26 protein-coding genes are annotated in these 20,328 nt (G+C 63.6%); 10 read left to right on the top strand and 16 right to left on the bottom strand.

Annotated features, from left to right (window positions below; translation table 11 throughout):
- Positions 1-165: 165 nt before the first annotated feature.
- From rplS to ffh, 5 genes are all read right to left on the bottom strand, one after another.
- Entirely contained in the window at positions 166-552 is a 387-nt protein-coding gene (gene rplS, locus OUZ45_RS09105; RefSeq protein ID WP_266169646.1) for a 50S ribosomal protein L19, read from the bottom strand.
- A gap of 31 nt (positions 553-583) precedes the next feature.
- Positions 584-1,345 (bottom strand): tRNA (guanosine(37)-N1)-methyltransferase TrmD, encoded by a 762-nt coding sequence (trmD, locus tag OUZ45_RS09100; protein ID WP_266169645.1) that lies wholly within the window; start codon positions 1,343-1,345, stop codon positions 584-586.
- Positions 1,346-1,379: 34 nt separating this feature from the next.
- Entirely contained in the window at positions 1,380-1,895 is a 516-nt protein-coding gene (gene rimM / locus OUZ45_RS09095; RefSeq protein ID WP_266169644.1) for a ribosome maturation factor RimM, read from the bottom strand.
- A gap of 2 nt (positions 1,896-1,897) precedes the next feature.
- On the bottom strand, positions 1,898-2,152 hold the full coding sequence (gene rpsP / locus OUZ45_RS09090; protein ID WP_204633508.1) for a 30S ribosomal protein S16: 255 nt from the start codon (positions 2,150-2,152) through the stop codon (positions 1,898-1,900).
- Positions 2,153-2,308: 156 nt separating this feature from the next.
- The gene (gene ffh, locus OUZ45_RS09085; RefSeq protein ID WP_266169699.1) at positions 2,309-3,688 is read right to left on the bottom strand and encodes a signal recognition particle protein; all 1,380 of its coding nucleotides are present in this window, start codon (positions 3,686-3,688) and stop codon (positions 2,309-2,311) included.
- A 94-nt stretch (positions 3,689-3,782) separates the two neighbouring features.
- Here ffh and OUZ45_RS09080 point away from each other — a divergent pair, with 94 nt between their 5' ends.
- Both OUZ45_RS09080 and OUZ45_RS09075 read left to right on the top strand, forming a co-directional pair.
- The gene (locus OUZ45_RS09080) at positions 3,783-4,580 is read left to right on the top strand and encodes a cytochrome C assembly family protein (protein WP_266169640.1); all 798 of its coding nucleotides are present in this window, start codon (positions 3,783-3,785) and stop codon (positions 4,578-4,580) included.
- 23 nt (positions 4,581-4,603) lie between these two features.
- A complete protein-coding gene (locus OUZ45_RS09075; protein ID WP_266169639.1) occupies positions 4,604-5,215 on the top strand; it encodes a glutathione S-transferase family protein in 612 nt (203 codons plus the stop codon).
- A gap of 6 nt (positions 5,216-5,221) precedes the next feature.
- On the opposite strand, the gene radA is transcribed toward OUZ45_RS09075, so the two are convergent.
- The 4 genes from radA to gstA all read right to left on the bottom strand — a co-directional run bounded on the left by radA (position 5,222) and on the right by gstA (position 8,938).
- Positions 5,222-6,601: a DNA repair protein RadA gene (gene radA, locus OUZ45_RS09070; protein ID WP_266169638.1), complete on the bottom strand. Its 1,380-nt coding sequence runs from the start codon at positions 6,599-6,601 to the stop codon at positions 5,222-5,224.
- A gap of 80 nt (positions 6,602-6,681) precedes the next feature.
- A complete protein-coding gene (gene alr, locus OUZ45_RS09065) occupies positions 6,682-7,770 on the bottom strand; it encodes an alanine racemase (protein WP_266169637.1) in 1,089 nt (362 codons plus the stop codon).
- Between the two features lie 204 nt (positions 7,771-7,974).
- A complete protein-coding gene (locus OUZ45_RS09060) occupies positions 7,975-8,307 on the bottom strand; it encodes a DMT family transporter (protein ID WP_266169636.1) in 333 nt (110 codons plus the stop codon).
- 16 nt (positions 8,308-8,323) lie between these two features.
- Complete coding sequence (gstA, locus tag OUZ45_RS09055) at positions 8,324-8,938, bottom strand: glutathione transferase GstA (RefSeq protein ID WP_266169635.1); 615 nt, start codon at positions 8,936-8,938, stop codon at positions 8,324-8,326.
- An 81-nt stretch (positions 8,939-9,019) separates the two neighbouring features.
- Here gstA and OUZ45_RS09050 point away from each other — a divergent pair, with 81 nt between their 5' ends.
- On the top strand, positions 9,020-9,898 hold the full coding sequence (locus OUZ45_RS09050; protein ID WP_266169634.1) for a LysR family transcriptional regulator: 879 nt from the start codon (positions 9,020-9,022) through the stop codon (positions 9,896-9,898).
- Here the strand turns inward: OUZ45_RS09050 and OUZ45_RS09045 are convergent, their stop codons facing one another.
- The 5 genes from OUZ45_RS09045 to OUZ45_RS09025 all read right to left on the bottom strand — a co-directional run bounded on the left by OUZ45_RS09045 (position 9,899) and on the right by OUZ45_RS09025 (position 13,275).
- On the bottom strand, positions 9,899-11,293 hold the full coding sequence (locus OUZ45_RS09045) for a replicative DNA helicase (protein ID WP_266169632.1): 1,395 nt from the start codon (positions 11,291-11,293) through the stop codon (positions 9,899-9,901).
- A gap of 190 nt (positions 11,294-11,483) precedes the next feature.
- Positions 11,484-11,933: a 50S ribosomal protein L9 gene (gene rplI, locus OUZ45_RS09040; RefSeq protein WP_266169631.1), complete on the bottom strand. Its 450-nt coding sequence runs from the start codon at positions 11,931-11,933 to the stop codon at positions 11,484-11,486.
- A gap of 97 nt (positions 11,934-12,030) precedes the next feature.
- Complete coding sequence (gene rpsR / locus OUZ45_RS09035) at positions 12,031-12,261, bottom strand: 30S ribosomal protein S18 (RefSeq protein WP_266169630.1); 231 nt, start codon at positions 12,259-12,261, stop codon at positions 12,031-12,033.
- Between the two features lie 15 nt (positions 12,262-12,276).
- On the bottom strand, positions 12,277-12,711 hold the full coding sequence (gene rpsF, locus OUZ45_RS09030) for a 30S ribosomal protein S6 (protein ID WP_266169629.1): 435 nt from the start codon (positions 12,709-12,711) through the stop codon (positions 12,277-12,279).
- Between the two features lie 237 nt (positions 12,712-12,948).
- A complete protein-coding gene (locus OUZ45_RS09025) occupies positions 12,949-13,275 on the bottom strand; it encodes a HesB/IscA family protein (RefSeq protein ID WP_266169628.1) in 327 nt (108 codons plus the stop codon).
- A 158-nt stretch (positions 13,276-13,433) separates the two neighbouring features.
- Between OUZ45_RS09025 and asnS the strand changes: the two genes are divergently transcribed.
- The 7 genes from asnS to OUZ45_RS08990 all read left to right on the top strand — a co-directional run bounded on the left by asnS (position 13,434) and on the right by OUZ45_RS08990 (position 19,601).
- Entirely contained in the window at positions 13,434-14,834 is a 1,401-nt protein-coding gene (gene asnS, locus OUZ45_RS09020) for an asparagine--tRNA ligase (RefSeq protein WP_266169627.1), read from the top strand.
- Between the two features lie 14 nt (positions 14,835-14,848).
- Positions 14,849-15,757: a MalM family protein gene (locus OUZ45_RS09015; RefSeq protein ID WP_266169625.1), complete on the top strand. Its 909-nt coding sequence runs from the start codon at positions 14,849-14,851 to the stop codon at positions 15,755-15,757.
- A 36-nt stretch (positions 15,758-15,793) separates the two neighbouring features.
- On the top strand, positions 15,794-16,108 hold the full coding sequence (locus OUZ45_RS09010) for a hypothetical protein (RefSeq protein WP_266169623.1): 315 nt from the start codon (positions 15,794-15,796) through the stop codon (positions 16,106-16,108).
- Positions 16,109-16,137: 29 nt separating this feature from the next.
- Positions 16,138-16,929 carry an SDR family NAD(P)-dependent oxidoreductase gene (locus OUZ45_RS09005; protein WP_266169622.1) on the top strand — a complete coding sequence of 264 codons (792 nt, stop codon included), beginning with the start codon at positions 16,138-16,140 and terminating at the stop codon, positions 16,927-16,929.
- A gap of 116 nt (positions 16,930-17,045) precedes the next feature.
- Positions 17,046-18,497 carry an aldehyde dehydrogenase gene (locus OUZ45_RS09000; protein WP_266169621.1) on the top strand — a complete coding sequence of 484 codons (1,452 nt, stop codon included), beginning with the start codon at positions 17,046-17,048 and terminating at the stop codon, positions 18,495-18,497.
- A 10-nt stretch (positions 18,498-18,507) separates the two neighbouring features.
- On the top strand, positions 18,508-19,176 hold the full coding sequence (gene can / locus OUZ45_RS08995; RefSeq protein WP_266169619.1) for a carbonate dehydratase: 669 nt from the start codon (positions 18,508-18,510) through the stop codon (positions 19,174-19,176).
- Positions 19,173-19,601, top strand: coding sequence for a RidA family protein (locus OUZ45_RS08990; protein ID WP_266169617.1), 429 nt, complete (start codon positions 19,173-19,175; stop codon positions 19,599-19,601). The genes can and OUZ45_RS08990 overlap by 4 nt, the downstream gene beginning before the upstream one ends.
- Positions 19,602-19,682: 81 nt before the next feature.
- Here the strand turns inward: OUZ45_RS08990 and OUZ45_RS08985 are convergent, their stop codons facing one another.
- Together OUZ45_RS08985 and OUZ45_RS20830 are read right to left on the bottom strand one after the other, a co-directional pair.
- Positions 19,683-19,907: a hypothetical protein gene (locus tag OUZ45_RS08985; protein WP_266169616.1), complete on the bottom strand. Its 225-nt coding sequence runs from the start codon at positions 19,905-19,907 to the stop codon at positions 19,683-19,685.
- 189 nt (positions 19,908-20,096) lie between these two features.
- Complete coding sequence (locus OUZ45_RS20830) at positions 20,097-20,312, bottom strand: hypothetical protein (protein WP_425601680.1); 216 nt, start codon at positions 20,310-20,312, stop codon at positions 20,097-20,099.
- Between the last annotated feature and the right edge of the window lie 16 nt (positions 20,313-20,328).

The following is a 20,328-nucleotide window of genomic DNA, read 5'->3' as shown; positions in this document are numbered from 1 at the left end:
CGAGCACATGCCTGACGCAGGAGCGCACTTTGTGCGCGACTTGTGCGACCGCACGGATCGCGCACAGGGCGCGCTCCTACATGTCTTGGTCGCCCCAAAAACGAAGAACCCCGCGGATGACTGGCATCCGCGGGGTTCTTGCAAGCCTTGAAGCTTCGCGCCGAATTACTTGGCGGCAGCAGCCTTGGCCTTGTTGGCGGCGACGGCGGCGATGTCTTCCTTGATGCGGGCAGCCTTACCTTCCAGACCACGCAGGTAGTACAGCTTGGCGCCACGCACCTTGCCCTTGCGCTTCACCTGGACCGAATCGATAGCCGGGCTGTGCGCCTGGAACACGCGCTCCACGCCAGTGCCGTGCGAGATCTTGCGCACGGTAAAGGCCGAATGCAGGCCGCGGCTGCGCTTGGCGATGACGATGCCCTCGAACGCCTGGACGCGCTCGCGGTTACCTTCCTTCACCTTCACGTTGACCACCACGGTGTCGCCAGGGCCGAATTCCGGCAGCTGGCGGGTGATCTGCTCGGCTTCGAACTGTTCGATGATCTTGTTCATGGCAACACCTATCTGATTTCAATGGCTGCGGTTACTGCTTGGCCGCATCGTTTTGCCGCGTATGCTCGCGGCGGAATTCATCCAACAACGCCCGGGATTCCGCATCCAGCGTGCGTTGCACCAAGAGATCCGGACGTCGCAGCCAGGTCCGTCCCAGGGCTTGCTTGAGGCGCCAACGGCGAATCGCCGCATGGTCACCGGAAAGCAACACCTCCGGTACGTCACCCAGTGCGTCATGCACCGGTTTCGCGTAATGCGGACAGTCCAGCAACCCGTCCGAGAACGAATCCTGCTGTGCCGACTGCGCGTCATTCAGCGCACCCTCCTGCAAGCGGCCCACGGCATCAATGATCACCGCAGCGCCCAGCTCGCCACCGGACAGCACATAATCGCCGATTGACAGCTCTTCGTCGACCTCGTGCGCCAGCAAACGCTCGTCCACACCTTCGTAACGCCCACAGAGCAGAGCGATGCGCGGCAGTTTGGCCAGCGCTTCCACCCTACCCTGCGTCAGCCGCGCACCTTGCGGGCTGAGATAAATCACATGCACCGGCTCCGGTGCTGCCTCACGTACTGCCTTGAGGGCCGTACGCAAAGGCTCGATCAACATCACCATCCCGGGCCCACCGCCGCAGGTGCGGCCGTCCACGGTGCGGTAATTATCGGTGGCGTAGTCGCGCGGGTTCCAGGTTTCCACCTGCAGCAGCTCGCGCTGTTGCGCACGTCCAACGACACCGACGGAGGCGCACTGGCGCACGAAGTCGGGAAACAACGTAACGACGTCGAAGCGCATGACCCTTAAACTCCAGCTGCGGCGAAACCCGCCGTCAGAATTCAGGATCCCAGTCCACCACCATGCGCCCGCCGGACAAGTCCACCGAACGCACGTAAGAACCCTGGACGAAGGGAATCAGCCGCTCGCGCTCGCCATCCCTCACTACCACGACGTCGTTGGCTCCGGTGGCGAACAGGTGAGTGACCCGCCCCAGCACAACGTTGTCGACGGTGACGACCTCAAGACCCTCAAGATCGACCCAGTAATACTCATCCTTGCCGGGAGGAGGCAGCTGCTCGCGGGAGACGTAGATGTCCTGCCCTACCAGCGCTGTCGCCGCATCACGGTCCTCTACTCCAGGCAGGTAGGCCACGATGCCCTTGCCTTGCGGACGACCTTTGATTCCCTTGATCTCCGTCTCCGTACCCGGCGCCACTTGGAGCAGCCAGGGCTGGTAATCGAAGATCCGCATACGGGGCTCGGTCCAGGATTCGACCTTGAGCCAGCCCTGCACGCCGTACAGCCCGACGATGCGTCCGACCAGGACGCGCCGACCGGCTGCACTCATACTCAAGCAGCCTGCTGCTTGCCGGCTTCCTTCACCAGAGCGGCAACCTTGTCGCTCAGCTGAGCGCCCTTGGACACCCACTCCTGCACGCGAACGACGTTCAGCTCAAGGCGCTTGTCCTTGCCCGAAGCCACCGGGTTGTAGAAGCCTACGTTCTCGATGTTGCGACCGTCACGCGCGCTGCGCGAGTCGGTGACGACGACGTGGTAGAACGGACGGCCCTTGGCGCCGCCGCGCGAAAGACGAATCTTGACCATAAGTAAAAGCTCCAGAGTTGCCGGAAGAGCCGGCAGCACGCCCGAGACCGGGCGCGGTAAACGCGGCATTTTAACGATTTTTGGAAAAAAGGGAATAGGCACCGGGAAATAGAGGCGAAAAACCCGCCCTCGAACCCGGTCTTATTCCAAGGGTATTCAGCGCATCGGCGGCAGGCCGCCCATGCCTCCCATACCCTTCATGGCGCCACGCATCTGCCGCAGCAGACCCTTGGCACCACCCTTGGAGAGCTTGGACATCATCTTTTCCATCTGCATGTACTGCTTCAGCAGGCGGTTGACGTCGGCCGGCTGGGTGCCCGAGCCGCGAGCCACACGGGCGCGGCGCGAGCCGTTCAGCAGATCCGGGTGACGACGCTCTTTCTTGGTCATCGAGCCGATGATCGCGACCATGCGCTTGATCTCGCCGTCGTTGACCTTGGATTTCACGTTCTCGGGCAGATTGGAGACGCCCGGCAACTTGTCCATCAGGCCGGCCAGGCCGCCCATATTGGACATCTGCTCCAGCTGATCGCGCATATCGTTGAGATCGAAGCGCTTGCCCTTGATGACCTTCTCGGCCAGCTTCTGCGCCTTCTCCTGATCGACCTTGCGCTCGACCTCCTCCACCAGCGACAGCACGTCGCCCATGCCGAGAATGCGCTGAGCGACGCGATCGGGATGGAATGGCTCCAGCGCATCGGTCTTTTCGCCAGCACCAAGGAACTTGATCGGTCGACCAGTGACATAGCGCACCGACAACGCAGCACCACCACGGGCATCGCCATCGGTCTTGGTGAGCACTACGCCGGTGAGCGGCAGCGCTTCGGCAAAGGCCTTGGCGGTGTTGGCCGCATCCTGGCCGGTCATGGAGTCGACCACGAACAGGGTTTCGACCGGCGTGATCGCGGCATGCAGCGCCTTGATTTCCGCCATCATCGCCTCGTCCACGTGCAGACGGCCGGCGGTATCCACCAGCAACACGTCGACCACTTCGCGACGCGCGGCGGCGATGGCGTTCTTGGCGATGTCCACCGGGCTCTGACCGGCTTCGGACGGAAAGAACTTCACCCCGACCTGTTCGGCCAGCGTGCGCAGCTGCTCGATAGCGGCCGGACGATAAACGTCGCAGCTCACCACCATCACTTTCTTTTTCTTGCGCTCGGTGAGGAAGCGCGCCAACTTGGCGACGGTGGTGGTTTTACCAGCACCCTGCAAGCCAGCCATCAGTACCACAGCCGGCGGCTGCTGGGCGAGATTCAGTTCGGTATTGACCGTACCCATCACCGCGGTCAGCTCGTCGCTGACCACCTTCACCAGGGCCTGGCCCGGGCTCAGGCTCTTGAGCACTTCCTGGCCGACGGCCCGCACTTTCACGCGCTCGACCAGCGCCTGCACCACCGGCAGGGCCACGTCGGCCTCAAGCAAGGCAATTCGCACCTCACGCAGCGATTCGCGGATGTTTTCCTCGGTCAGCCGTCCACGGCCGCGCAAGCGGTTGACGGTGGCGGAAAGGCGTTGGCTGAGCGACTCGAACATGGCGGAGTACGGCAGGTGGAAAGCGGGCAAGTATAGCCGAGTGTGCCGGAACCGCATTCACCCGGACTCAGGCGCTATGCGACACTGCCACCTCATGACTATTCACCTCTTCGCCCTGCTCGCCATCGCGCTCTATCTCGCCGCCGCGGGCGGGCTGGCGCGCCCACTGCTGAGCGGTGGACAGCCGCTGAATCGGTCGGCGCTGGGCTTGGCCGGCACGGCGGTGCTGATCCATGCCGGGATCCTGCTCGGCATGCATCGTGGGGCGCTGGACCTGCACTTCTTTGCGGCGCTATCGCTGGTTGCTTGCGTGGTGTCCGCTCTGACCTTGCTGGTCAATCTCGACCGCCCGGTAGCAGCGCTGGGCGTGATTGTTTTCCCGCTCACCGCCCTGCTGCTGGCCGCCGACAGTTACCTCGCCCCAACTACCGCGCCCCTGACGCTGGGCTGGCAGATCAAATTGCACGTGACCGTGGCCCTGCTCGCCTTCAGCGTACTGTCGATCGCTGCCGCCGTGGCCATTCTGCTAGCAGTGCAAGAGCGCGCCCTCCGCCATCGCCAGTTCGGCCCCTTGCTGCGCGCCCTGCCGCCACTGACGCTGACCGAAACCTTGCTGTTTCGCCTGATCGGCGCGGGCTTTCTCTTGCTCACGCTGACTTTGCTGACCGGCGCATTGTTCGTGGGCGATCTGTTCGGTCAACACCTGATCCACAAGACCGTGTTGTCGATCATCGCCTGGCTGGTGTTTGGTGCCTTGCTGTTCGGGCGCTGGCGCTACGGCTGGCGCGGACGCAGCGCGGTGAATCTCACCCTGATCGGCATGGGCGTGTTGCTGCTGGCATTTTTCGGCACCAAGGCGGTGCTGGAGTTGATCCTTCACCGCACGGCCTGATTCATCCCCACAGCACTGGAGTCATGATGAAACTGATCGGCATGCTCGACTCCCCCTTTGTCCGCCGCGCGGCGATCACGCTGAAGCTGAAGGGCATCTCGTTCGAGCATCAATCGCTGTCGGTGTTTCGCAACTTCGACGAGTTCCAGTCGATCAATCCGCTGGTGAAGGCGCCCACGCTGATCGGCGATGAAGGCTGGCAGATGGTCGATTCGTCAATGATTATCGATTGGGCCGAGTCCGTCGGCTCCGGCGCCAGCTTGATGCCCAGCGAACCCGCCGCGCGCCTGCGCACGCTGCAGCTACTCGGCCTGGCCCTGACCGCCTGCGAGAAAAGCGTGCAGATCGTCTACGAGGGCAAGCGCGCTGAAAGTCACCGCGACCAAGACTGGCTGACGCGCATCAAAGATCAGCTCACCGCGGCCTACGCGGCACTTGAGCGGGAGGCAAGCGGACGCAACAGCTGGCTGGTGGGCGACACGCTGACTCAGGCAGACATCACGGTCGCGGTGGCCTGGGGCTTTACGCAGTTGATGCAGCCAGAACTGATTCAGGCGGCAGACCACCCCGCACTCGCCGTGCTGTCGGCACGTGCGGAACAACTGCCTGAGTTCGCCGCGCTTCCGCCAACCTGACCGCCATCAGCGGCTGGCGTCGATGGCCTGCGATAGACGCTCCACACCCACCACTTCCATTTCGCCGACACGCCCTTTCTTGGAGGCATTCGCCTTCGGCACGATGGCACGCTGGAAACCGTGGTGCGCAGCCTCTTTCAACCGCTCTTCACCGTTCGGCACGGGACGGATTTCACCCGACAGACCGACCTCACCGAAGGTGACGGTCTTTTCCGGCAAAGGCCGATCGCGCAGGCTGGATAACACAGCCAAAAGCACGGGCAGGTCAGCGGCAGTCTCCTGCACCCGGATACCACCCACCACGTTGACGAATACGTCCTGATCGTAGGCTGCCACGCCGCCATGCCGATGCAGTACCGCCAGCAGCATGGCCAGGCGATTTTGTTCCAGACCCAGCGTCACGCGGCGGGGGTTGCCCAGCGACGACTGATCCACCAGCGCCTGCACCTCCACCAGCAGCGGGCGCGTACCCTCGCGAGTCACCATCACCGCACTGCCCGAGGTCGGCCCGGCATGCGCGGAGAGGAAGATGGCGGAAGGATTCGGGACTTCGCGCAATCCCTTCTCGGACATCGCGAACACACCCAACTCGTTCACCGCACCGAAACGGTTCTTGAAGGCGCGAAGCACTCGGAAGCGGCTGCCCGACTCGCCCTCGAAGTACAGCACCGCGTCCACCATGTGCTCCAGCACGCGTGGGCCGGCGATGCCCCCCTCCTTGGTGACGTGACCGACCAGAAACACCGAGGTGCCGGTTTCCTTGGCGAAGCGGGTGAGCTTGGCCGCCGACTCGCGCACCTGGCTCACCGAGCCCGGTGCTGCGGTGAGCAGTTCAGTCCAGATGGTCTGGATGGAGTCGATGACCAGCACACGCGGCCGCGACGACACCGCTTGCTCGAGAATGCGCTCAATGCAGGTCTCGGCCAATGCGTGCAGCGGACCGAGCGGCAAATCCAGGCGCTGCGCGCGCGCCGCCACCTGGGCTAGCGACTCCTCACCCGTGACGTAGACGCTGGATAGCTGTTCGCCAAGCTTACCGAGCATCTGCAATAGCAAGGTCGACTTGCCGATGCCAGGATCGCCACCAATCAGCACGACGGAACCATCCACCAACCCGCCACCAAGCACCCGGTCCAGCTCACCGAGGCCGGTCAGCGTGCGCGACTCGGCGGTCAACGCCACCGAAGTCAGCGGCGTCACCTGGGGCGCCCCGGCCGCCGCGCCTGCATAGCCACTGCTGCGCGCCGCGCCCGCCGACTTCACCGCCGGCTGCACCACGAATTCGCTCATCGTGTTCCATGCGCCACATTCGATGCACTGGCCCTGCCATTTCGAATGCTCGGCACCACAATCGGTGCAGACATAGGCGGTCTTGGCCTTGGCCATGAAGATTCTCGACAAGCGGAAAAGGCGAGCTTAGCCCGTTGTCATCGCAAACCGCGAGACGCCGAGATCCCGGTCCAATGTCAGTTTTCGTCTTCGACGAACAACACGCGCCTCGTCATGCCGCAGGTGAGGTCGTAGGAGATGGTGCCGGCCTGTGCCGCAATGTGCTCGATCGGCAGCTCCGGCCCCCACAACGTGACGCGGTCGCCGACCTTCGCCTGCGGCGCATCGCGCAGATCCAGCGTGATCAGATCCATGGACACGCGCCCCACCAGCGGCACGCGCCGCTCCCCTACCAACACCGGCGTACCGGCTACGGCGCTGCGCGGATAACCGTCGCCGTAACCTACCGCAGCGACGCCGACAGGCATGTCCTCCGGGCAAGTCCAGATGCCGTTGTAGCCAATACGTTCGCCACGTCGAATCGGGTTGATCGCGATCAGGCGCGTGGACAGGGTCATGGCCGGCCGAAAGCCAAAATCCGCACCGGTCTTGCCGGCAACCACCGACAACCCATAAAGCAATCCGCCCGTGCGCACCCAGTCGCCACGCGCAGCCGGCCAGCCAAGTACGGCGGCGGAATTCGACAGCGAACGCGGGCCACTCAGCCCCTGGGTCGCGGTGTTGAAGCGGGCGATCTGTGCCGGCGTTTCATCACCGTCGAACTCCTCCGATTCGGAGAAGTGCGTCAGCAGGCCGATCTCCGGATCGATGCCCGGCATCGCCGCCAGCCGCGCGTGAATCTCAGCCACTCGCTCCGGCGAAAAACCGAGGCGATGCATGCCGCTATCCACTTTCAGCCAGACGCGCAGAAGACCGCGCGCCGGAGACGCCTCGGCGAGCCACTGCAGTTGCGATTCGTGATGGATTGCCGCGTCCAGTTGCAGGCGCTGCATTTCCGGGATATCGCTGGCGCGATCCGGACCGGACAACACCACGATGCGCTGGCGATGCCCTGCCGCGCGCAAGCGCAAGCCATCACCCTGCCCGGCCACCGCGAAAGCATCGGCCGCACCATCTAGCGCACGGGCTACCCGTTCCAGGCCATGGCCGTACGCGTCGGCCTTGACCACCGCCATGACTTTGGCCGGCGCGGCCAGCTCTTTGATCCGGGCGAGGTTATGGCGCAAGGCACCGAGATGAATGGTGGCGACAGTGGTGCGGCTCATGATTCCAGTATCGCCGCGATGTGCAGATCGCGGCGGATTCGTAACGAAAGGAGAGGCCGGACAAGGCGGACAGGGCCGGCGGACCAGGTCGCCGAAGCTTATCAGCCCCATCCACCGACGCCCATGTCGAACCTTAGTGCCGGTTTCGGATCGCCGCGTGGCCCAGCCAGGGAAATTTGCGGGCACCGCTTGCGACAGCGACGCTCAGCCGGGTGTCGCTGCGCGCAGCGCAACGACACCACCGACGATTAGCACGATGCCCGCGACACGAAGCGGCGACAGCGTCTCGGTGAAAAAGGCTGCCCCCAACAGCGCCGTGCCCGCCGCGCCTATGCCCGTCCACACCGCATAGGCGCTACCCACCGGCAGCACGGTGAGCGCCCTGCCCAACAACCACACAAAGGCCCCCAACGCCATCAGCGACACCGCGGTCCAGCCCGCGCGGGTATAGCCCTGTGCCAGCTTCATCGAGATCGCCCACAACACGTCGAGCGCGCCGGCTGAAAGCAGCATCAGCCACGCTGTGGAGGTCTTCATGCCAGTCTCCATGACGTCATGCGCCCTTCTCGGCCTTGAGTGCGGCAAGCACGCTCTCGCGCCTACCCACACGCTCCAGATGCGCCTGCAAGCGCGGGAAAGGTGCCAGCGACAACCGACAGGGTTTGGCCCAACTGACAATGGCGAAGAGATAAGCGTCCGCCACAGTGAAACGCTCGCCGAGCAGAAAATCCCGGCCCTCCAGCTGATGCTCAACCAGCTCCAGGCGCTTGGCTATACGCACACGAGCCACGCCCCCTGCCTGCTCGCCATACTCCGGATGGAACAGCCATGGACTGAACATTTTGTGCAGCTCAGAACTGATGTAGACCAGCCATCGCATGATCTCGTAACGCTCGATAGGCGAAGCCGCCGGCAACAGACCTTGCGCAGGAGCCAGATCGGCAAGGTATTGCAAGATGGCCGCACCCTCCGTGAGCAAGCGCCCATCGTCCAGCTCGAGCAGCGGTACATAACCATTCGGATTGAGCTTGAGGTAGTCCGCCTGCGTCGATGCAATGACCGGCGCTTCGCCGAGGCGGACGCGCTCCAGCTCAAAAGACAGACCAAGTTCGCGCAGCACGATATGCGGGGCCAGTGAACAGGTGCCTGGGGTGAAGTAGAGTTTCATTCTTGTCTCCTGTGGGGAGACCTAGCTTCCAGCCACAGGCCGGCTCGCACCATTTGTCGCCGGCACAAGGAAACCTTGCACATGAAGTCAGGCGACTGGTCACTGGACGATCTGGACCTGGTCCGGGCGATCGCCGCCAACGGCAGTCTTGCCGGCGCGGCACGCGAGTTGGAGGTAGACCACTCGAACGCATTCCGCCGTCTTGGCGCGATCGAAGCGCGCACCGGCGTCACATTGTTTCGGCGTAGCCGGCGCGGCTACGAAGCAACGGAAGCCGGGGAGCTGGCCTCGCGCGCGGCTGAGCGCGTACTCGCTGAAACCACCCAGTTATCGCGTGAACTACAAGGGCGCGACCAACGCGTGCAGGGGCTGCTGCGCATCACCGCGCCAGACACATTGGCCCGCCACCTGGTTGATCTCTGCACCGGCTTCGAGGCGCGGCACCCTTCGGTGCGCTTCGAGCTGGTGATCAACAACGCGTTTCTCACCTTGCAGAAACGCGATGCCGACGTGGCGATACGCCCTGCGCGCCAATCGCCGCCAGGATTATCGGTGCGCAAGCTCGCGCCGATCGCCACCGCCATCTATGAAGCTAAATCGCGGCGCAAAGCTCAGTCCAAGGAACGCTGGATCGGGCTTGGCGATGCGCTGTCGCATCTCGACGCAGCGCAGTGGATCAGGAACCATGTCGAGCCGGAAAACATCGCCTTAGTGGTGGACACCCTGCCCGCCGCGCTTGCCGCTTGCGAAGCCGGCGTAGGTCGCGCACTGTTGCCCTGCTTCTATGCCGAGCCGTCGGATCAGCTTCGCCGCGTGAGCGAGCTGCTGCCGGACGTGCAGTCGCAGCTGTGGTTTGCCACTCACCCCGATCTGCGCACGTCGACGCGAATCCGGTTGTTCCGCGACTTCACTCTGCAGTGGGCGAAAGAGCACGCCAATGATTTCTGGCCGGCGCCGTAGTTACTCGAACGCACCAACGAACGAGTCCGGCGCGTAGTTTTCAAACTTGGTGTAGTGACCCAGGAAGGCCAGCTTCACCGTGTCGGTCGGGCCGTTACGCTGCTTGCCGATGATGATCTCGGCGAGGCCTTTGTCCGGCGATTCCTTGTTGTAGTACTCGTCGCGGTAAATGAACATGATCACGTCCGCATCCTGCTCGATAGCGCCCGACTCACGCAGGTCGGACATCATCGGGCGTTTGTCGGCGCGCTGTTCCAGCGAGCGGTTCAACTGCGACAGGGCGATCACCGGGCAATTCAGCTCCTTGGCCAGGCCTTTAAGCGAACGCGAGATTTCTGAAATTTCGGTAGCGCGGTTCTCTTTGTTTCCGGGCACCTGCATCAGCTGCAAGTAGTCGACCACGATCAGGCCCAGACCGCCGTTCTCGCGATGAATACGCCGCGAGCGCGAACGCATTTCCACCGGCGAAAGGCCGGGCGTATCGTCGATGAAGATCTTCGCCTCGGACAGGATGGCGATAGCATTGGTGACGCGCGGCCAGTCCTCTTCGGCCAGATCGCCATTGCGCAGATGCTGCTGATGGATGCGGCCGATCGAGGAAATCATACGGAAAGCCAGCTGCGAGGCTGACATTTCCATCGAGAAGATCACCACCGCCTTCTTGGCGCGCAGCGCGGCAGCCTCGGCGATATTCACCGAGAACGCCGTCTTACCCATCGACGGGCGCGCCGCGACGATGATCAGGTCGGACGGCTGCAGGCCCGAGGTGAGTTCATCGAGGTCAGTGAACCCGGTAGAGATGCCGGTGAGCTGGCCGCGATTTTCGTAACGCTCGGACAGCAGGCGGAAGGCGTCTTTGACCGCCTCGCGCATGGTGACCGTGTCCTTCTTGCCGCGCGCACCGGATTCCGCGATCTTGAACACGCGCTGCTCGGCGCTTTCCAGCACCTCCTGCACGCTCCGACCCTCGGGGCGGTAGCCGTCCTCGGTGGTTTCGACGCCGGCGTCGATCAACTGCCGCAGAATGGACTTCTCGCGCACGATGTCGGCATAAGCGCCGATGTTCGCCGCACTCGGGGTCGCATTGGCCAGCTCGATCAGATACGCCGCGCCACCGACCATCTCGGCAAGATCGTTCGCCTCGAACCAATCGCCCAGGGTCACCGCATCGCAAGGCATGCCCTTGTTCGCCAGCTCGGTGATGGCGCGCCAGATCAGGCGATGGTCCTTGCGATAGAAATCCCGTTCGCTCAGACGGTCGGCCACCTTGTCCAGCGAATCCGGGGCCAGCATCAAACCGCCCAGCACAGCCTGCTCCGCATCGATCGAATGCGGCGGCACGCGCAGCGCTTCGATGGCGGAGTTGCCGGATTTGCGTTCGGGGACAAAGGACATCGAGATTCCTCGCGGTGTGGCAGGCGAGCACGGCCGAGCGTGGCCGCCGGGCACGAGCATACGCGGCGTTTTCTCAGGCCGCGAGATAATAAGTCTGTGGATATCTTGTGGACTGCGGTGGATAAGCCGCTGCCAAAGAAAACGGGCGCCCGAAGGCGCCCGTCTGGATCATCGCAGGCGATGGATCGGCTTACTTCTCGCCGATCACGATCACCTTGACCGAGCTCTGCACGTCCGCGTGCAGGGCGATCACTACCTCGAACTCGCCGGTGAGGCGGATCGGGCCTTCGCCCTGGATCACTTCGTTCTTGTGCACGTCGTGACCCGCGGCCTGCAGGGCCTCGGAGATTTCGCGCGGACCGACCGAGCCGTACAGCTTGCCTTCCGGGCTGGAGTGCGCGGAGATGGTCACCGACACGTCGACCAGCTTGGCCTGACGGGCCTGAGCATCAGACAGCTGCTTGTTGGCCTTGGCCTCGTACTCGGCACGACGCTTCTCGAAGGCTTCGAGGTTAGCGGCGTTGATCGGCACAGCCTTGCCCTGCGGCAGCAGGTAGTTACGGCCGTAACCCGGCTTGACGTTGACCTTGTCGCCAAGGTTGCCGAGGTTGCGGACTTTTTCGAGAAGAATCAGTTCCATGGTGGTTCCTTTTCGTTAGCACCGGTGTGGCCCGGCGCAGCCGTGGACGGTTGTCCGAAGAGTTGCCCTCTCCCAGGGGAGAGGGCACACGACACGATTAGACGTCGTGGTTGTCGGTATAAGGCAGCAGTGCCAGGAAGCGCGCGCGCTTCACAGCCACGGCCAGCTGACGCTGGTAACGCGCCTTGGTACCGGTGATGCGGCTGGGAACGATCTTGCCGTTCTCAGTGATGTACTGGCGCAGGGTGTTGAGATCCTTGTAGTCGATCTCTTTGACCTTTTCGGCCGTGAAGCGGCAGAACTTGCGGCGGCGGAAGAACTTGGACATGGCTTAGGCTCCTGATCAGTCGTCGCTGTCGCGATCGTTGTCGCGGTCGTCACGGCCACCACGCGGGCGGTCGTCACCTTCGCTGTCGTCGTCGCGGCGACGCGAGGACTTGGCGTCATCCTTTTCCTTGGACTTCAGGATGAAGGACTGCTCGGTGTCAGCTTCATCGCGCTTGATCACCAGGTGGCGCAGCACGGCGTCGTTGAAGCGGAAGCCCGACTCCAGCTCGGTCAGCGCGTTCTGGCTGACTTCGATGTTGAGCATGACGTAGTGAGCCTTGGCCAGGTTCACGATCGGGTAGGCCAGCTGGCGGCGGCCCCAGTCTTCCAGGCGATGGATCTTGCCGCCGTCGGCTTCGATCAGCACCTTGTAGCGCTCGATCATGGCCGGGACCTGCTCGCTCTGGTCAGGGTGGACCAGGAACACAACTTCGTAATGACGCAGGGTCATTGTTGGGTAACTCCTTGTGGATGCGGCCTTGCGGCCTCGCAGCCTCCCGTCGGTTACGGTGAGGCAAGGTCCTGTCCGGGCCTTTATGGGACCAGACAGAATCGGAATTGTAAGCGGGCGCAGATGGTTAGCGCAAGCGACTGAAAATATTGATGTAGGAGCCCACCCTGTGGGCGACCGCGGATCTATCAGCGCCTTGCGGGCTTTTCGCGCACAGGGTGCGCTCCTACAGGGAACTCAGGCGACGGTGAAGCTTTCGCCGCAACCGCATTCGCCGGTGGCGTTCGGGTTGTGGAAGACGAAGCTGGCGTTCAAGCCCTGGCGCTGGAAGTCAATCACCGTGCCATCTACCAAGGGCAGGCTCTTGGGGTCAACGATCAGGCGCACGCCGTCGATGTCGATCAGTTGGTCGTCGTCGGTTACGCGTTCGGCGAGGTCCACCACATAAGCGAAGCCCGAGCAGCCCGTGCGCTTCACGCCGAAATGCACGCCGACCGCAGCGGGCGTGCTGGCCAGGAAGTGGCGCATGCGTTCATTGGCGGCGGGCGTGATGGTGATGGTCATGTCGTGCGATCTGCAGTGCGGAAATAACGGCCGAAACCGTCGCGGTTCGGGCGAAGCCTACATTATCATGCCGGTTTGCCCCGAAATGACTTGCCTCGCGGCGCATTTCGCCCCGGTTCCACGTGCCAGATGCGGCGCATCAGCAGGAGTTTCAATCTATGACGGTGGTCAGTGTCAAACAGGCCCTCTCCGGCAAAGTCGAGGCCGGCAGCAAAGTGACCGTGCGGGGCTGGGTGCGCACTATTCGCGACTCCAAGGCGGGCCTGTCCTTCGTCAATGTGACCGACGGCTCCTGCTTCGACCCGATCCAGGCGGTCGTGCCGGCGACACTGGATAACTATGCAAGCGAGGTAAAACACCTCACTACCGGCGCCGGCCTCATCGTCAGCGGCACCCTGGTACCGTCACAAGGCAAGGGCCAGACGTTCGAGCTTCAGGCCGAAAGTGTGCAAATCACCGGCTTCGTCGACGACCCGAACACGTACCCCATCCAGCCGAAGCAGCACTCCATGGAGTTCCTGCGCGAGGTCGCCCACCTGCGCCCGCGCACCAACCTGTTCGGCGCAGTGACCCGCGTGCGCCACACGATGATGACGGCGATCCACCGCCACCTCACCGAGCAAGGCTTCTTCTGGATCAACACGCCTATCATCACCACCTCGGACGCCGAAGGCGCCGGCGACATGTTCCGCCTGTCCACACTGGACCTGGCCAACCTGCCGCGTGACGACAAGGGCAAGATCGACTTCCGCAAGGATTTCTTCGGCCGCGAAGCCTTCCTCACGGTGTCCGGCCAGCTCAACGTCGAGGCGTATGCGCTGGCGATGAGCAAGGTCTACACCTTCGGCCCGACGTTCCGCGCCGAGAACTCCAACACCCCGCGCCACTTGGCCGAGTTCTGGATGGTGGAGCCGGAAATCGCCTTCGCCGACCTGGCCGCCGACGCCGACTGCGCCGAAGCCTTCCTCAAGGCCATCTTCAAGGCCGTGCTGGACGAGCGCGCGGATGACATGGCGTTCTTCGCCGAGCGCGTGCAGCCGGATGCCATCAGTCGCCTGGAGGCCTTCATCGCCCAGCCGTTCGAACGCATCGATTACACCGATGCCGTCGAGATCCTCAAGAAGTCCGGCCAGAAGTTCGAATTCCCGGTGGCCTGGGGCATCGATCTGCAGACCGAGCACGAGCGCTATCTCGCCGAGAAGCACATCGGCCGCCCGGTGGTTGTGATGAACTACCCCGAGCAGATCAAGGCGTTCTACATGCGCCTCAACGACGATGAAAAAACCGTGGCGGCGATGGATGTGCTGGCCCCCGGCATCGGCGAGATCATCGGCGGCAGCCAGCGCGAAGAACGCCTGGACTATCTCGACCGCCGCATGGCGAAGTTCGGTCTCGATGCCACCACCTACGGCTGGTATCGTGACCTGCGTCGCTACGGCAGCGTGCCGCACGCCGGTTTCGGACTGGGCTTCGAGCGGCTACTGGTTTACGTTTGCGGCCTGGCCAACATTCGCGACGCCATTCCCTACCCGCGTGCGGCGGGAACGGCCGAGTTCTGACGACGATCTGAGACATGCTCCCGCGCAAACCGGTCATCGCCTTACTGCTGCTTTCCCTCACTTTGCCGCTTGGCGCCTGCCACACTGCAAAGATTCTGGTGCCCCCAAATCTGCGCCCGCCGGAAGAAAGCAGTACGGCGCTGGACCAGGCCAAGGCGGCCTTGCAGCAGGCCACCCCCTGCTGCAGCAGCTTTGCGGATTTCTCGTTCCAGACCACCCTGCCCTGGAGTCCCAAGCCGTTCGAGCTGGGCCCGGGCAGCATGGTGGCCAGCCTCAACGGCGAGCGCAGTTATTTCCTGAGCTTCCGTCTGCCGGCCGATACCAAGTTGCCTTATCGCGTGGGGCTGAAGTCCGAATTGAATGGCCGCTGGCTCCGCGCCAGTTATCTGTTCGCGCCCACCGTCACCCTGCTGGACGAAGCGTTCCAGCCGATCAGCACCGAAGACGTGGGCCTGTGCGAGCACATGGGCTGGACCAGCGAGAGCACCGGCGCGTTCGGCAGCGTCAAGGTCACCAGCAAGCAGGCGCGCTATCTGGTGCTGTACAGCTCGGCAAAGCAGCAGGCCGGCAGCACCTATTGGGAACAGTCGCCCGCCGCTTTTTCAGCCGAGGCCCCGGTAAAAATGGCGGCGGCCGGCAACTTCCGCATTCCGCACGGTCCCGACGGCTCGGTCTGGATCGGCCTGATGAACAAGACCTACGCCGACGCCGTGGACAATGCCATCTGCGCCAAAGCCCAGAAGGGCGAAGGCGTGCTGAATACGTTGCGCACCGCCTTACCCGTGGTTCCGCTGTGGCCAGGCGCCAGCAACGACGCGAGCACCAAGATCATCAGCACGGCACCCGCAGAAAACAAACCGTCGAAGGCCCCATCCGACGATACTCAGAACACCAGCAGCAAGCCTGGCGATACCATCAACTGACGCACGTCTTTCTCAGAACTCCGGAACCACTCCCGCATGGTCACGCTCTACCTATCGCTACTGGTCGCCGGCGTGGTCTTTTTCCTGCTGCACTTCCTGGCCCAGTTCCGTATCGCCAAGCTGCTACGCACACGTCATCCGGCGCAGTGGCAGATCATCGCCGAGCCGAAAGGCGAGCTACCGGGCCCACTGCGCATCTGGATGCGGCTGCAGTTGGCTCTGCGCTCGCCCATCCTGCCCGCACTTGAAGACACCGCCATCACTCGCTGGCGACGCGCCTGGCGCTACTGTCCCTGGGCCGCTTGGCTCTGCTGGTTCGCCGCACTGAGCCTGCAGTGGATGGCACGCTGAGCCCCATCACTACTTAGGAGTTACGCGCCATGCAGTTGGATCTGAGCGGGCGTCACGCCCTGGTTTGTGGCGCCTCGCAAGGCATTGGCCGCGCGACCGCGATCGAATTGGCCCAACTCGGCGCCAACGTCACTGTGCTGGCGCGCTCTGTCGATGCATTGAAGGCCCTGGCACAAAGCCTCCCGCGTACGCATGCCGATCAGCAACATCATTGGCATGCCGCCGACATGCTCGATACGGCACGCCTGCTCACCGCCGCCACCGATATCGCCGCGTCCGCGCCGGTACACATCCTGATCAACAACACCGGCGGCCCGCCGGGCGGCCCTGCGCATACGGCCGATCCCGCCGCCTTCGAAGCCGCGTTCCGCCAGCACGTGCTGGCTGGGCAGGCCTTGGTGCAGTCGGTGCTGCACGGCATGCAGGCCAGCCATTACGGCCGCATCGTCAATGTCATTTCCACCTCGGTGAAAGAGCCGATCTCCGGACTTGGCGTGTCCAACACCATCCGCGCCGCCGTGGCGGGCTGGGCTAAAACCCTGTCTGGCGAGCTCGCCGCCGACGGCATCACGGTCAACAACGTGCTGCCTGGCTATACCCGCACCGGACGCCTGGACGGGTTGCTCGAGGCCCAATCGGCGAGCACCGGCTACAGCACGGACGAGCTCGCGCGCGGCATGCTCGCCGGCGTGCCGGCCGGCCGCTTCGGCGCGCCTGAGGAAGTTGCCGCGGTCATCGCCTTCCTGTGCACGCCGGCCGCGGCCTATGTCAACGGCGTGAGCATCGCGGTGGACGGTGGACGCACGCGAGCGTTGAGCTAACAAGAACGGGGCAGAGCAAGCGCTTTACAGCCACGCACGCTTCGCGTCCCTGTTCCCCACCGCACATACTCCCCCGTCCGGTGCAATCGTTGATCGCTCGAATTAAGCTTGCGCCGATGCCAAGCCTGCGCCTCGCCAACCTCATCGACGGTCGCCTGCAAGCGCCGCACCTGGATCGTTGGCTCGAGGTGTTCGAGCCAGCCACCGGCGAAGTGTTCGCGCATTGCCCCGATTCCACCGCAGAGGATGTGGCCGATGCCGTCGCCGCTGCGCAGCGCGCTTCCAGCGCATGGGCCGCGACGCCTACTGAGCAACGCGCCCGCCTGTTGCATCGACTGGCCGATTTGATCGAAGCGCGACTCGACGCATTCGCCGCACTGGAATCGCGCGACAGCGGCAAGCTGCTGAGCCTGGCACGCAGCCTCGACATTCCCCGTGCAGTGAGCAACCTGCGCTACTTCGCTGCGGCGGTCGTGCCGTGGAGCAGCGAATCGCATGCGATGGAATTGGGCGCGATCAACTACACCTTGCGTCAGCCGCTGGGCGTCGTGGGCTGCATCAGCCCGTGGAATCTGCCGCTCTATCTGTTCACCTGGAAAATCGCGCCGGCATTGGCTGCCGGCAACACGGTGGTGGCCAAGCCGTCCGAGATCACGCCCTGCACTGCGGCGTTGCTGGGCGAGCTGAGCATCGAAGCCGGCTTTCCGCCCGGCGTGCTGAATATCGTGCAGGGCCGTGGCCCCATTGTGGGGCAGGCCATCGTCGAGCATGCCGGCGTGAAGGCAGTGTCCTTCACCGGCAGCACGAAAACCGGTGCGCAGATCGCCACGGCTGCCGCGCCGCACTTCAAGAAGCTCTCGCTGGAACTGGGCGGCAAGAACCCCGCCATCGTGTTCGCCGACGCCGACCTGAGCGACGCCAACCTCGACACCATCGTCCGCTCCGGCTTCGCCAACCAGGGCGAAATCTGCCTGTGCGGCTCGCGCCTGCTGGTGCAGCGCACGATCTACGACAACTTCCGCGCGCGTTACCTCGAGCGCGTGCGTGCGCTGCGCGTCGGCGACCCGCTCGATGCCTCCAGCGATCTCGGCGCGCTCGTTTCGCAGCCGCACTTCGACAAAGTGATGGGCTGCATCGCACAGGCGCGTGACGAAGGCGGCCACATTCTCTGCGGCGGCCAGTCCATCACCCTGCCCGGCCGCCATGCTGGCGGCTGGTATGTCGCACCCACCGTGATCGAAGGCTTGGGGCCCAACACGGCCACCAACCAGCAGGAAATCTTCGGCCCAGTAGTCAGCCTGATTCCGTTCGAGGACGAAGCCGAAGCGCTGGCTATCGCCAATGGCACCGGTTACGGCCTGGCCGCTTCGCTATGGACAACCGACCTCGCGCGCGCGCATCGCTTTGGCGCGCAGCTCGATTTCGGCATCGTGTGGATCAACTGCTGGCTGCTACGCGATCTGCGCACGCCGTTCGGCGGCACCAAACAATCCGGACTCGGCCGCGAAGGTGGCGTGGAAGCGCTGCGCTTTTTCACCGAGCCCAAAAACATTTGCATCCGTTACTGAGAGCATCCTTTTGAAAAGCCCATTGCAAGATCTGCTCGACGGCAATCGCCGCTGGTCGGCGGCCGTCCGCGCGGAGGACCCGCGCTTCTTCGAACGCCTCGCCCAGCAACAGGCCCCCAGGTATCTATGGATCGGCTGCTCCGACTCCCGCGTGCCGGCCACGCAGATCGTCGACCTGCCGCCGGGCGACATCTTCGTCCAGCGCAATGTCGCCAACGTGGTGTCGCATACCGACCTCAATTGTCTCAGCACCATCCAATTCGCCGTCGACGTACTCAAGGTGGAACACATCCTGGTCGTCGGTCACTACGGTTGCGGTGGCGTGCAGGCAGTGCTGGATGACCGTCGCCTGGGCCTGGTCGACAACTGGCTGCGCCATGTCGGCGACGTCGCGCAGAAACACACCGGCATGCTCGCCTCGCTGGACCTGATGCATCTGCGCAACAGCCGCCTGTGCGAACTCAATGCGATCGAGCAGGTGGTCAACGTCTGCCACACCACGATCGTGATGGACGCGTGGGAGCGCGGCCAGAAACTGTCCGTGCACGCCTGGTGCTACAGCTTGTTCGACGGCCATATAAACGACTTGAACTTGCACGTCAGCTCGCGCGCGGAACTGCGCCCTGCCTACGAGCAAGCATTGCAGCGGCTGGTGTCCTTGCAGGAGCCATCACGATGAGCGATGCGGTGCGCACTGACACGGCACCCGCACCCGTCGGCGCGTATCCGCACGCGCGCCGTGTGGGCCATCTGTTGTTCCTGTCGGGTGTCGGCCCGCGCACACCCGGCAGCAACGCGATCCCGGGCAATGTCTACGATGCCGAGGGAAAGCTGATGGGTTACGACATCGAAGCGCAGTGCCGCCAGGTATTTGCCAATGTGCGTGCCGTACTCGAGGCAAGCGGTGCGCACTGGGAGGATCTGGTCGACGTCACCGTCTACCTCACCGACATGGCTCGCGACTTCAGCGCATACAACCGTCTCTACGCCGAATGCTTCACGGGCGTCGATGCCTGTCGCACCACGGTGGGCATCACGGCACTGCCCACACCCATCGCCATCGAACTCAAATGCGTTGCTGCCCTTCCGGCAACGACGGACTGACAACCGTTATCCGCGGCACATGAAAAAGCCCCGGTGGCGAGGTCGCCCCGGGGCCTTCGACAGCAGGCTAACTGCGCTCGATTACTGAGCAGTGGCCGGCGTGGTGTCCTTGGCCGAACCCTTGTGACCCTTGTGGCCATGGCTGCTCTTGTGATGGCTCTTCGCATGGTGAGGCGCCGACTTGGCGGCCGGAGCTGCCGCCTGCGGTGCAGCTGCCTGCGGAGCCGCCGCAGCGTCCTGGGCAAACACAGAGCCGGAAAGAGCCACGCCAGCAACGAGCAGGGAAGCGATCGCAAGTTTACGCATGATGATGAGCCTCGAACGATAGGGGCCGCGGACCCGGCCGGAACCCGGCGACGCGGGTGGCGCGGCGGCGACAACATGGCATGTTTTACGGCGGATCGGAACTGAATTATTTCAGGCATTTCCGTCACGTTGTCGCAGCCCGCTTATTGACTTTCCCAAGCGATAAATACGCAACGCAATTATTTACGATCAGTCGAGACGGCGTTGCAGACCTTGGGCAAGCAACGCCTGCAAATGTGTGGCCTTGGCGTCATCGTAGGCAAGGCTATCTCCCCTGTAAGTCAGCTGTGCCAGCCCCCAGACGCGCCCATACGCCTGCCGCAGCCTCGCAATTTCATGCGACAAGGTTTGGTGGGACGGCTTCCAGAATGCGTTTACTCGCCATTGAACTTCCGCCGCATCCAGCTCCGCGTCCTCCAGA

It is taken from the genome of Dyella subtropica, from assembly GCF_026283965.1.
Classification (GTDB): domain Bacteria; phylum Pseudomonadota; class Gammaproteobacteria; order Xanthomonadales; family Rhodanobacteraceae; genus Dyella_D; species Dyella_D subtropica.
This window is presented reverse-complemented; position numbering and strand designations above follow the sequence as displayed.

Excerpts from the sequence above, each read along its gene's own strand:
- rpsP (WP_204633508.1), bottom strand. The coding sequence starts at position 2,152 with ATGGTCAAGATTCGTCTTTCGCGCGGCGGCGCCAAGGGCCGTCCGTTC.
- asnS (WP_266169627.1), top strand. The coding sequence starts at position 13,434 with ATGACGGTGGTCAGTGTCAAACAGGCCCTCTCCGGCAAAGTCGAGGCC.
- rplI (WP_266169631.1), bottom strand. The coding sequence starts at position 11,933 with ATGGAACTGATTCTTCTCGAAAAAGTCCGCAACCTCGGCAACCTTGGC.
- trmD (WP_266169645.1), bottom strand. The coding sequence starts at position 1,345 with ATGCGCTTCGACGTCGTTACGTTGTTTCCCGACTTCGTGCGCCAGTGC.
- alr (WP_266169637.1), bottom strand. The coding sequence starts at position 7,770 with ATGAGCCGCACCACTGTCGCCACCATTCATCTCGGTGCCTTGCGCCAT.
- rplS (WP_266169646.1), bottom strand. The coding sequence starts at position 552 with ATGAACAAGATCATCGAACAGTTCGAAGCCGAGCAGATCACCCGCCAG.
- radA (WP_266169638.1), bottom strand. The coding sequence starts at position 6,601 with ATGGCCAAGGCCAAGACCGCCTATGTCTGCACCGATTGTGGTGCCGAG.
- OUZ45_RS09045 (WP_266169632.1), bottom strand. The coding sequence starts at position 11,293 with ATGTCCTTTGTCCCCGAACGCAAATCCGGCAACTCCGCCATCGAAGCG.
- OUZ45_RS09010 (WP_266169623.1), top strand. The coding sequence starts at position 15,794 with ATGGTCACGCTCTACCTATCGCTACTGGTCGCCGGCGTGGTCTTTTTC.
- rpsR (WP_266169630.1), bottom strand. The coding sequence starts at position 12,261 with ATGTCCAAGTTCTTCCGCCGCCGCAAGTTCTGCCGCTTCACGGCCGAA.
- OUZ45_RS09025 (WP_266169628.1), bottom strand. The coding sequence starts at position 13,275 with ATGACCATCACCATCACGCCCGCCGCCAATGAACGCATGCGCCACTTC.
- OUZ45_RS08990 (WP_266169617.1), top strand. The coding sequence starts at position 19,173 with ATGAGCGATGCGGTGCGCACTGACACGGCACCCGCACCCGTCGGCGCG.
- rimM (WP_266169644.1), bottom strand. The coding sequence starts at position 1,895 with ATGAGTGCAGCCGGTCGGCGCGTCCTGGTCGGACGCATCGTCGGGCTG.
- OUZ45_RS09005 (WP_266169622.1), top strand. The coding sequence starts at position 16,138 with ATGCAGTTGGATCTGAGCGGGCGTCACGCCCTGGTTTGTGGCGCCTCG.
- rpsF (WP_266169629.1), bottom strand. The coding sequence starts at position 12,711 with ATGACCCTGCGTCATTACGAAGTTGTGTTCCTGGTCCACCCTGACCAG.
- OUZ45_RS09015 (WP_266169625.1), top strand. The coding sequence starts at position 14,849 with ATGCTCCCGCGCAAACCGGTCATCGCCTTACTGCTGCTTTCCCTCACT.
- OUZ45_RS09060 (WP_266169636.1), bottom strand. The coding sequence starts at position 8,307 with ATGAAGACCTCCACAGCGTGGCTGATGCTGCTTTCAGCCGGCGCGCTC.
- OUZ45_RS08985 (WP_266169616.1), bottom strand. The coding sequence starts at position 19,907 with ATGCGTAAACTTGCGATCGCTTCCCTGCTCGTTGCTGGCGTGGCTCTT.
- OUZ45_RS09000 (WP_266169621.1), top strand. The coding sequence starts at position 17,046 with ATGCCAAGCCTGCGCCTCGCCAACCTCATCGACGGTCGCCTGCAAGCG.
- OUZ45_RS09050 (WP_266169634.1), top strand. The coding sequence starts at position 9,020 with ATGAAGTCAGGCGACTGGTCACTGGACGATCTGGACCTGGTCCGGGCG.
- OUZ45_RS09080 (WP_266169640.1), top strand. The coding sequence starts at position 3,783 with ATGACTATTCACCTCTTCGCCCTGCTCGCCATCGCGCTCTATCTCGCC.
- ffh (WP_266169699.1), bottom strand. The coding sequence starts at position 3,688 with ATGTTCGAGTCGCTCAGCCAACGCCTTTCCGCCACCGTCAACCGCTTG.
- OUZ45_RS09075 (WP_266169639.1), top strand. The coding sequence starts at position 4,604 with ATGATGAAACTGATCGGCATGCTCGACTCCCCCTTTGTCCGCCGCGCG.
- gstA (WP_266169635.1), bottom strand. The coding sequence starts at position 8,938 with ATGAAACTCTACTTCACCCCAGGCACCTGTTCACTGGCCCCGCATATC.